General features: G+C 71.8%; 10 protein-coding genes. 5 read left to right on the top strand and 5 right to left on the bottom strand.

Features of this window, described 5'->3' with window-relative positions; all coding sequences use genetic code 11:
• Positions 1-5: 5 nt before the first annotated feature.
• Positions 6-368 carry a GRAM domain-containing protein gene (locus tag Q1V71_RS10120; RefSeq protein WP_300643426.1) on the bottom strand — a complete coding sequence of 121 codons (363 nt, stop codon included), beginning with the start codon at positions 366-368 and terminating at the stop codon, positions 6-8.
• A gap of 128 nt (positions 369-496) precedes the next feature.
• On the opposite strand from Q1V71_RS10120, the gene Q1V71_RS10115 reads away from it, so the two are divergent.
• The 4 genes from Q1V71_RS10115 (at position 497) to Q1V71_RS10100 (ending at position 3,202) form a co-directional block, all read left to right on the top strand.
• A complete protein-coding gene (locus Q1V71_RS10115) occupies positions 497-829 on the top strand; it encodes an SAV_915 family protein (RefSeq protein ID WP_300643424.1) in 333 nt (110 codons plus the stop codon).
• Positions 826-1,125, top strand: a complete 300-nt coding sequence (locus Q1V71_RS10110) for a hypothetical protein (protein WP_300643422.1) — start codon at positions 826-828, stop codon at positions 1,123-1,125. The genes Q1V71_RS10115 and Q1V71_RS10110 overlap by 4 nt, the downstream gene beginning before the upstream one ends.
• Positions 1,122-2,366 (top strand): hypothetical protein, encoded by a 1,245-nt coding sequence (locus Q1V71_RS10105; protein WP_300643420.1) that lies wholly within the window; start codon positions 1,122-1,124, stop codon positions 2,364-2,366. Before Q1V71_RS10110 ends, Q1V71_RS10105 begins: the two co-directional genes overlap by 4 nt.
• A gap of 68 nt (positions 2,367-2,434) precedes the next feature.
• Positions 2,435-3,202: a hypothetical protein gene (locus Q1V71_RS10100; RefSeq protein WP_300643418.1), complete on the top strand. Its 768-nt coding sequence runs from the start codon at positions 2,435-2,437 to the stop codon at positions 3,200-3,202.
• A gap of 23 nt (positions 3,203-3,225) precedes the next feature.
• Here the strand turns inward: Q1V71_RS10100 and Q1V71_RS10095 are convergent, their stop codons facing one another.
• Together Q1V71_RS10095 and Q1V71_RS10090 are read right to left on the bottom strand one after the other, a co-directional pair.
• Positions 3,226-3,525: a hypothetical protein gene (locus Q1V71_RS10095; protein WP_300643416.1), complete on the bottom strand. Its 300-nt coding sequence runs from the start codon at positions 3,523-3,525 to the stop codon at positions 3,226-3,228.
• Positions 3,522-4,823 (bottom strand): nitrate/nitrite transporter, encoded by a 1,302-nt coding sequence (locus Q1V71_RS10090; RefSeq protein WP_300643414.1) that lies wholly within the window; start codon positions 4,821-4,823, stop codon positions 3,522-3,524. Before Q1V71_RS10090 ends, Q1V71_RS10095 begins: the two co-directional genes overlap by 4 nt.
• Before the next feature lie 38 nt (positions 4,824-4,861).
• Here Q1V71_RS10090 and Q1V71_RS10085 point away from each other — a divergent pair, with 38 nt between their 5' ends.
• The gene (locus tag Q1V71_RS10085; RefSeq protein ID WP_300643412.1) at positions 4,862-5,569 is read left to right on the top strand and encodes an ion channel; all 708 of its coding nucleotides are present in this window, start codon (positions 4,862-4,864) and stop codon (positions 5,567-5,569) included.
• Between the two features lie 13 nt (positions 5,570-5,582).
• On the opposite strand, the gene uvrB is transcribed toward Q1V71_RS10085, so the two are convergent.
• Positions 5,583-7,721, bottom strand: coding sequence for an excinuclease ABC subunit UvrB (uvrB, locus tag Q1V71_RS10080; RefSeq protein ID WP_300643410.1), 2,139 nt, complete (start codon positions 7,719-7,721; stop codon positions 5,583-5,585).
• Positions 7,722-7,775: 54 nt separating this feature from the next.
• Positions 7,776-8,939 (bottom strand): hypothetical protein, encoded by a 1,164-nt coding sequence (locus tag Q1V71_RS10075; RefSeq protein ID WP_300643408.1) that lies wholly within the window; start codon positions 8,937-8,939, stop codon positions 7,776-7,778.
• Positions 8,940-8,947: the final 8 nt, after the last annotated feature.

Here is an 8,947-nt window from a genome sequence, read left to right as displayed (position 1 = left end):
AGGCCCTAGCCCGCGCCCCTCGACCGGTCGCGCTCCTCCAGGATCCTGCGCGCCTTGCCGGCGAGGTCGTTGACGACGAACAGGTGGGTCCCTCGGGCGGTCACCACACCCAGCCGAGCGCGCAGTCCGCCGCCGAAGAAGTGCTTCAGGTCGCGCGGCACGCGGACGACGTCGGTGATGTCGCGCAGCGGCACCGAGGCGCCGCGCCCCGACAGGCTGGCGTCGAAGCGGTGCGGCTCGAAGAGCAGGCGCTGGTCGGTGAGGTAGAGGTGCCCGCCCACGGCCCGCTGGTCGCTCTGGGTGCGGTTGGCGCCCCAGCGCTCCAGGAGGGTCTCCCCTGCGCCCAGCTGGGTCTTAGGCTGCTTCATCGCCCCACCTGCCGTCCTCGTCGGGTGCACGTTCCGGGTCATCCTGCCAGGGCCCCGGGAAGGTTCGGTCGAGCCCGCACGCTCCGTCGGCTACCGTTCTGCCTGCTCGTCGATTCTCGGAGGTCCACATGAGCACGCGTCCGATGGGGTCACGGACCGGAGTCCTGCCGGCCATGCCGCCCGTGGTCTACGTCCCGACCACGGACGAGTCGGACCCGGCCCTGCGGCAGGTCCTCATGCACACCCTGCACGACGGGCGCACGGCACTGTTCGTCTACTCGGCCATCGACCGTCTCTTCGACTTCTACCGGGACGGGAACGCCTGGATCGTGTGCGACGTGGAGACGCTGCAGCGCATCCACGACGCCACGCCGTACGACCTGCTCCTCGTCGACCGTGACCCGGGGCTGGACGACTCCGGTGCCCACGCCCCCGGCACGGACAAGACCCCTCGGCCATGAGCAGGCTCGACGTCGACCTCGGCGCCCTCACCACCATCGCCTCCGACCTCGACTCCGGGGCCGAGGACCTCGAGTCCGCGGCGGACTCGGCCCCTGGCACGGTCGACGCCGGCCCGATGACGGCCGTCATCGCCGCCATGCTCAGCCAGGTCTCCCACAGTGCGGGCGTCGTCAGCACGTCGATGGGGGCGGCCGCGGACGTCGTGCGGGACGCCCGCTCGTACTACCGGCGGGCCGACGCGGAGGCTGCGGCCGGGCTCACCGAGATCCAGAGCGTCGTGGAGTCGGGCTCGTGAGCGTCGACACCGAGATCGAGGGCAGGCCCAGCAGCATCGAGTCGGCCGCCACCTGGCTGCGCACCGGCCTCGCCGACAAGCTCGAGGACGCCGCCGACACCTGCCACGCCGTCCGCGCGACCACCCAGCGCTCCTGGGAGGGCGTGGCCGGGGACGAGTTCGCGGGCATCATGGCCACCGCCAGCGGCGCCACGGACGACCTCGAGGGCGCCGCACGCGAGATGGCACGGGACCTGGAGGGCTTCGCCGCGTCGCTGCGTCGCTGCCAGGGCGACATGGCGGACGTGCGCCGCACCGCCACGGCCGCCGGCCTCACCGTGAGCGGATTCCTCGTCCTGCACCCCGGCCAGGGACCCGCCCGCCCCCCGGACGACTTCACCGGCACGCCCACCGAGGTGGCAGCCCACAACGACCGTGTGACCGCGTACAACGCTCACCAGGACCTGCTCCGTGCCTACGTCGCTGCTGAGTCGGAGGCGGCACGGGTGGACCGTGCGTACGCCGCCGCATGCCAGGACCTGCAGGACCAGTACGCCCTCACCGACCACGCTGCCTGGTTGCTCTCGACCGCCGAGGTCATCGGCGACGGGGCCGCCGGTGCGTGGGCAGACGTCCTCACGAGCAGGAAGTCGCGGCTCCAGGCCCAGGCGCAGTCTCTCCTGGACGAGGCCGAGCGAGCCATCCAGGACATGCAGGCCAACCCCGACCGTTACCTCAAGCGTCGATGGCTCTTCTTCGAGACCCTGGACGCCGACAAGCTGCGAGCCGACCGGTTGGTCATCGAGGGCAAGCTGGACGAGGCCACCGACCTGCTCAGCCGCAGCAACGCCGTGGACAACGCTCCCGGACCGCAGAAGCTCAAAGCGGCCGGCAAGCTGTTTGGAGCCGCCGGTCTGGGTCTCGGCGTCTACAACGACTACCAGGACGGCGAGAGCGCGACCCAGATCGCCGTGTCACAGGGCGGATCCTTCCTCGCCGGTGCCGCCGCCGGCGCCGGGGTGGGAGCGGCGGTCGGGTCGGTGGTACCGGTGGCCGGCACGGCCGTCGGTGCCGTCGTCGGCGGCGTGGTGGGAGCCGGGGTCTCGATCTTCGCCGACGGTGCCATCGACTCCCTGTTCGAGAACGGCCCAGATGTCGGCGCGGCGCTCGAGGAGGGATGGGAGGCGATCGAGGACACCGGCGGCGCGATCGCCGACGGGGTGTCCGGAGCCATCGGCACGGTGGGTGGATGGCTCAGCTGAATCGGCCGGGACAGGCCCCACCCCTCGTTCCGGATCTGACTCACAAGCCCGTCAACCGGTCGTGGCGGTTGAGTGAAGCACGCGCCTACTTCGCCATGGCCCTCGGTGGATTCGCGGGGTCGTCAGTGCTGCACAGCCGGGAGCTCCCCGACGACGCGCTCTTCTTCCGGTCTATCGTCTGGTACACGGCTGCCGCTTCGGTGGTCTGCACCCTCTACTTCTTCGCCGTGGTGCTGGTGCGCCGGTTCCCGACCGCTCGCCCGTCGCGGATCGACGGCCAGCCGGCAGTGCTTCTCCTGACCTGGCCTGGACGCAGGTGGGTGCACTCGGCCCTCGACCTGGGCCTGCTCGCCCTGACTGGCTTCTGGGTCTACCTGGCGTGGAACGCCAGCCTCGACCGGCTCTTCTTGATCGGCTTGGCACTCGTGCCGTTCACGTACTTCGCAGCCCGCTGGGCCACGAAGGCAGCAGGACGTTGCCGGCGCGAGGCGCTCTGGGTCACCGAGACCGAGATCGTCCACGACTCCGAGCGAGGTCGAGCCCGCATTTCCCGTGCCGACGTGGTCCGGGTGCAGGGCTGGGACGATGCCGACGAGGCCGGGACCGACATCATGTCCGTCCTCTCGAGCGCGGCCGCCCGCCGGTCCTTCGGCCCGCCCCTGCTCACGATGGTGCGCGCGCCGAAGTCGGCGACGCAGACCTCCGTCGACACCACGCTGATGGGGCACCCGGCACCCGAGATCGCTGCCTGGCTCTCACCTCCGGAGGCTTCCGTCGACTCCGATGCCGAGCGCGCACCTCGTCGGTGGCGGCTGTGGCGCCCTCGCTCGGGCTGACCCCCAGGGTCGACCGGCGCCGCTCAGGAGCGCTCGTCCGGCCAGGCCACGTCGGCCTCCCAGCGGGCCCGGCGCTGGGCGTCGGTCTGCTCCCACCACGGGGTGCCCCGCTCGCCGAGCGCGATCTTGGCGGCCTGGACGCCATCCCGGGAGGCCCGTTCCTCGTCGGTGCCCTGGGTCCGCCGCACCTCGCGGCGCCAGGCCATGAGGACCTTGCGCAGCTCGGCCGCACGCTCGTCGGGGATGTCGGGGTCGGTGGCCCGCCAGCGGCGGCCGTCGATGACGACGTACCTGCCGTCGGGGGTGCGCTCCGGCTCGCTCACCGCGCACGCACCTCGGCCTGGAGCGCTGCGCGGTCGAAGACGCGGCGGGCGCGGACGCGGTAGCGCACGAGCTGGGTCAGGCCGACCGCCCACAGGACGTACTGCGTGGACATGGCCCACCGGAACGCCTCCGGCGGGTAGTCGGTGCCAGAGCCGGGGGTGCGCCAGTCCAGCACCAGGCCGATGGCGATCACCAGCAGCAGGCTGGCGGAGAAGCCGCCGACGTTGATGATGCCGCTGGAGGAGGCCAGCCGCTCGACGGGGTTGGCGGTGCGGCCGACGTCGAAGCCGATCATCGAGGCCGGTCCCCCGATGCCGACGACCACGACGAGTAGGACGAGCAGCCAGATCGGCGCGTCGCCCGGCCACAGCAGGACCACCGTCCACACGGTGACGATCGACCCGACGATGACCAGCGCCATCGACGAGCGGTGCCACGGGTGCAGGCCGACCAGCCAGCCCAGCACCGGGCCCGCCACGACGACCGCCACGACGAGCAGGCTGAGCAGCAGGCCGGCCTCGACGGCGCTACGCCCCTCGCCGCGGACGAGGAAGGGATAGCCCCACAGCAGGCCGAGCGCAGTGGCGCTGAACTGGGTGCTGAAGTGGATCCAGAAGCCCAGGCGGGTGCCGGGGTGCGCCCACGAGGCCCGCAGGCTCGCGCGCACCGAGGCCCACGCCATGGTGGCGCCGCGGTGGTGGCGCCCGGACGGCCCGTCGCGGAGCACCACGACGGCGACCAGGCTAAGCACCACGCCGACGGCCGCCGACGACAAGTAGGCCCCCGTCCAGCCCAGGCTGCCCAGCGCCCAGGTCATCGGGGCGGCTGCGAGCAGGGCGCCGCTCTGGCCCAGGGTGCCGCTGAGCTGGGTGAGGAACGGGATGCGCCGCGGCGGGAACCACGTCGCGACCAGCCGCAGCAGGCAGATGAAGGTCATCGCATCCCCCAGCCCGACCAGGGTCCGGGCCAGCAGCGCCAGCACGAACGTCTCCGCGAGCGCGAAGCCGACCTGGGCCACCGCCATCAGCAGCGCGCCGGTCAGGATCACGCTGCGCGGGCCGAACCGGTCGACCAGCAGGCCGACGGGCACCTGCATCCCGGCGTACACCAGCAGCTGCAGCATCGTGAAGGTCGCGAGCTGTGCGGCGGTGATGTCGAAGCGCTCGGCGGCGGCCAGTCCGGCGACCGCGAGCGAGGAGCGGTGGAAGACCGCCAGGAGGTACAGCGACAGCGCGCTGCCCCACACGAGCCAGCCCCCGCGGAACGTGTCGGCGTCGGCGTCGGCGGGGGGCGTCACGGCGCCCATTGTCCTCCGGCCTGTCCTAGGGTCGCGGGGTGACCCGACCCGCACCCGGCCCGCACCCCGACGGCCTGCTCGGCCGGCACCCCTCCGCGGTCCTGCTGGGTGCCCAGCTGCTGGTCGTCCTGGCCTACCCGTTCCTCGAGGACAGCGCGGTCGGCCGGGCCGTGCTCGGTGTCTTCCAGATCCTCGCGGTCGGCGCGGCCGTCGCCGCCGTACGGCGCACGCCCGCCCTGTCCTGGGTCGCCCTGACCCTCGGCGCCCCTGCGGCGGCGTTCAGCGTGGCCGAGGCCCTCGCCAGCGACACGGCGTGGGTGCTGCTGGTCAGTGCGGCACTGCACGCGCCGTTCTACTTCTACGTCTCCTACTCGATGATCCGCTACGTCTTCCACGACGACCGGGTCACCAGCGACGAGCTGTACGCCACCGGCGCTGCCTTCACCGTGGTCGCCTGGGGCTTCGCCTACCTCTACGCCGCCGTCCAGGTGCTCGATCCCGGCGCCTTCGTCGGCACCGGCGAGGGAGCGGAGCGCAGCTGGTTCGAGCTGCTCTACCTCTCCTTCTCCGTCCTCACGAGCGTCGGGCTGTCCGACGTCGTGCCGGTCGCCGCGCACGCACGCTCGATCGTGGCGGTCGAGATGGTGGCCGGCGTGCTGTACGTGGCGCTGGTGGTCTCGCGCCTGGTCGGGCTCGTGGTCAGCCGGCAGGCGATGAAGGTGGCCGAGGAGACGACCGAGGACTGAGGTCCGGCTCGCCCTACTTCTGGGCCTCGATCATCTGGCGTAGCTCCTTCTTCAGCTCCTGGATCTCGTCGCGCAGGCGCGCGGCCACCTCGAACTGCAGCTCCGCGGCGGCCTCCTTCATCTGGTCCGTGAGGTCCTGCACGAGCTGGGCCAGGTCGGCGCTGGGCATGCCGGCGAGGTCCTTGGCGTGCTTGCCGGCATCGCCGGACGCCAGCGCCGGGACCGGCTGGCGCTTGCCGACCTTGCCGGCGCGGCCCTTGGCCTCGGTGCCGGCCCAGGTCTCCAGCAGGGCCTGGGTGTTCTCGTCCTCACGGGCGAGCATGTCGGTGATGTCGGCGATCTTCTTGCGCAGCGGCGTCGGGTCGATGCCGTGCTCGGTGTTGTAGGCGATCTGCTTGGCCCGACGCCGGTTGGTCTCGTCGATCGCCGCCTCCATGGAGGGCGTGATCTTGTCGGCGTACATGTGCACCTGGCCAGAGACGTTGCGGGCCGCGCGGCCGATCGTCTGGATCAGCGACTTGTCCGAGCGCAGGAAGCCTTCCTTGTCGGCGTCGAGGATCGAGACGAGCGAGACCTCGGGCAGGTCGAGGCCCTCGCGGAGCAGGTTGATGCCGACCAGCACGTCGTAGGCGCCCATCCGCAGCTCGCGCAGCAGCTCGATGCGCTTGAGGGTGTCGACCTCGGAGTGGAGGTAGCGGGTGTTGATGCCGGCGTCGAGGAGGTAGTCGGTGAGGTCCTCGGACATCTTCTTGGTCAGCGTCGTGACCAGGACCCGCTCGTCCTTCTCGGTGCGCAGCCTGATCTCGTGGATGAGGTCGTCGATCTGGCCCTTGGTCGGCTTGACCACCACCTCGGGGTCGATCAGGCCGGTGGGCCGGATGATCTGCTCCACCACGTGCGGCGGCTTGTCGCCACCCACCAGGTCGAGCTCGTAGTCACCGGGCGTGGCGGAGAGGTAGATCGTCTGGCCGATCCGCTCGAGGAACTCCTCCCAGCGCAGCGGACGGTTGTCCATGGCGCTGGGCAGCCGGAAGCCGTGCTCGACCAGGTTGCGCTTGCGGGACATGTCGCCCTCGTACATCCCGCCGATCTGCGGGACCGCGACGTGCGACTCGTCGACCACCAGCACGAAGTCCTCGGGGAAGTAGTCGAGGAGCGTGTTGGGTGCGCTGCCCCGGCTGCGGCCGTCCATGTGCATCGAGTAGTTCTCGATGCCCGAGCACGAGCCGACCTGGCGCATCATCTCGATGTCGTAGGTGGTGCGCATCCGCAGCCGCTGGGCCTCCAGCAGTTTGCCCTCGCGCTCGAAGACCGCCAGCTGCTCCTCCAGCTCCTTCTCGATCCCGGCGATCGCGCGCTCCATCCGCTCCGGGCCGGCGACGTAGTGGGTGGCGGGGAAGACGTAGAGCTCCTGGTCCTCGGTGAGTACCTCGCCAGTGACCGCGTGCAGGGTCATCAGCCGCTCGACCTCGTCGCCGAAGAACTCGATCCGCACCGCGTGCTCCTCGTAGACCGGGAAGATCTCGAGGGTGTCGCCGCGGACCCGGAAGGTGCCGCGGGTGAAGGACATGTCGTTGCGCGTGTACTGGATCTCCACCAGCCGGCGCAGGATCGAGTCGCGGTCGTGCTCCTCCCCGACCCGCAGCCGCAGCATCCGGTCGACGTACTCCTGCGGGGTGCCCAGGCCGTAGATGCAGGACACGGTGCTGACCACGATCACGTCGCGCCGGGTCAGCAGCGAGTTGGTCGCGGAGTGCCGCAGCCGCTCGACCTCCTCGTTGATGGAGGAGTCCTTCTCGATGTAGGTGTCGGTCTGGGGGACGTATGCCTCGGGCTGGTAGTAGTCGTAGTAGGAGACGAAGTACTCCACCGCGTTGTCCGGGAAGAGCTGGCGCAGCTCGTTGGCGAACTGCGCGGCCAGCGTCTTGTTGGGCTGGAGCACCAGCACCGGGCGCTGCAGCTGCTCGGTCACCCACGCCACGGTGGCGGTCTTGCCGGTGCCCGTGGCACCCAGCAGCACGACGTCCTTGACCCCGCCCTGGATGCGCTTGCTGATCTCGGCGATCGCCGCCGGCTGGTCGCCGGAGGGCTGGTAGTCCGAGACCACCTTGAAGGGGGCGACGCGGCGCTCGAGATCGGTGACAGGACGCATGCGACCGAGCCTACGAGGGACCGCCGACAGTGGCGCCGACCCGGGCGGGCGACCTCACCTGGAGGGGCGCCACACCCACGTCTCGGCCACCAGCTCGCCCTCGCCCGACGAGGCGGCGTCGCGCTCCGGCACGCCCCAGTCCTGCCCCCCGAACACCACGAGCGCCTCGCCCGCGGCCACCACCCCCACGTCGTACGCCGTCGAGCCGCGCCCCGGCACCTCCACCCACGCGTCGGCGACCGTGTCGCGTACCCAGCCGTGGTCGTACTCGTACCGCGCGGTCCCGTCCCCGACCACCCCCGCGAGGTCGCCCTGCATGTGCTCGGGCAGGTCCGGGTCGGCCGGCAGGTCGGGCAGCGGCCGCCACCGACCGGTGTCGAGCGAGAGCACCCCGCCCCCCTCGGGACCGAAATGCGGGTTCACCCACACCTCGTCGCCGACCCCCCAGGCCTGGTACCCGTCGCCCGGGGCGTCCGGCAACCGCTCCCACCGGCCGGTCGCCAGGTCCAGTGCCGCCACCACCTTGCCGGTCCGGGCGTCATCGTCGCCGACCTCGGAGATGAGCGAGCCGAGGACCAGCAGCCGCTTCCCGTCCAGCACGGCGAACCGGTCGAAGACGGGCGGGAGCGGGTCGTCCGGGAGCTCGGTCCAGGTGTCGGTCGCGAGGTCGTAGGCACGGTCGGGTGACTCGCCGTTCTCGTCGGTCCCGCAGGTCGCCACCAGCCCTGTCGGTGTGGGCACCAGCCGGCTGCACACCCCGCGCGGCGCCGCGCGGCGCTCCCACCGGCCTGCGTCCACGTCGAGCACCAGCAGCTCGGGATCGTCGCGCCACGTCCGGGCACCCAGCACCAGCACCGAGCCGTCCGAGACGACCGCCGGCGCGTGGAACAGCCCGATCGGCGCATCCGGGACCGCGGTCCACTCCCCCGAGCGCAGGTCGACGACCGCGCCGTCGCGCAACTGCGGGGTGTCCGGGTAGGAGCAGTCGGCACCCGGCGGGCAGAGCCACTCCCACCCGCCCAGCACCAGGACCCGGTCGGCGTCGAGCGGGACGAGGGTCGCGCCCACCCGGCCCGACAGGGGCGGGTCGGGCAACCGGACCCAGCCGGCGCCCGACGTACCTGCCGTCGGCGTGCGGGGGGCGGCGTCCCGGTCCCCGCACCCCACCGCCAGGGAGAGCAGGAGGAGAGCCGAGCCGAGGACCGGGGATCGCCGCATGCCCCTCG

This window comes from Nocardioides sp. (genome assembly GCF_030149505.1).
Lineage (GTDB): Bacteria > Actinomycetota > Actinomycetes > Propionibacteriales > Nocardioidaceae > Nocardioides.
The sequence above is the reverse complement of the archived record's forward strand: the minus strand, read 5'-3'. Positions and strand labels throughout refer to the sequence as shown.

What these genes read in the sequence shown, in the direction of transcription:
- Q1V71_RS10120 (WP_300643426.1), bottom strand. Translation starts at nt 368, where the DNA reads ATGAAGCAGCCTAAGACCCAGCTGGGCGCAGGGGAGACCCTCCTGGAG.
- Q1V71_RS10115 (WP_300643424.1), top strand. Translation starts at nt 497, where the DNA reads ATGAGCACGCGTCCGATGGGGTCACGGACCGGAGTCCTGCCGGCCATG.
- Q1V71_RS10110 (WP_300643422.1), top strand. Translation starts at nt 826, where the DNA reads ATGAGCAGGCTCGACGTCGACCTCGGCGCCCTCACCACCATCGCCTCC.
- uvrB (WP_300643410.1), bottom strand. Translation starts at nt 7,721, where the DNA reads ATGCGTCCTGTCACCGATCTCGAGCGCCGCGTCGCCCCCTTCAAGGTG.
- Q1V71_RS10075 (WP_300643408.1), bottom strand. Translation starts at nt 8,939, where the DNA reads ATGCGGCGATCCCCGGTCCTCGGCTCGGCTCTCCTCCTGCTCTCCCTG.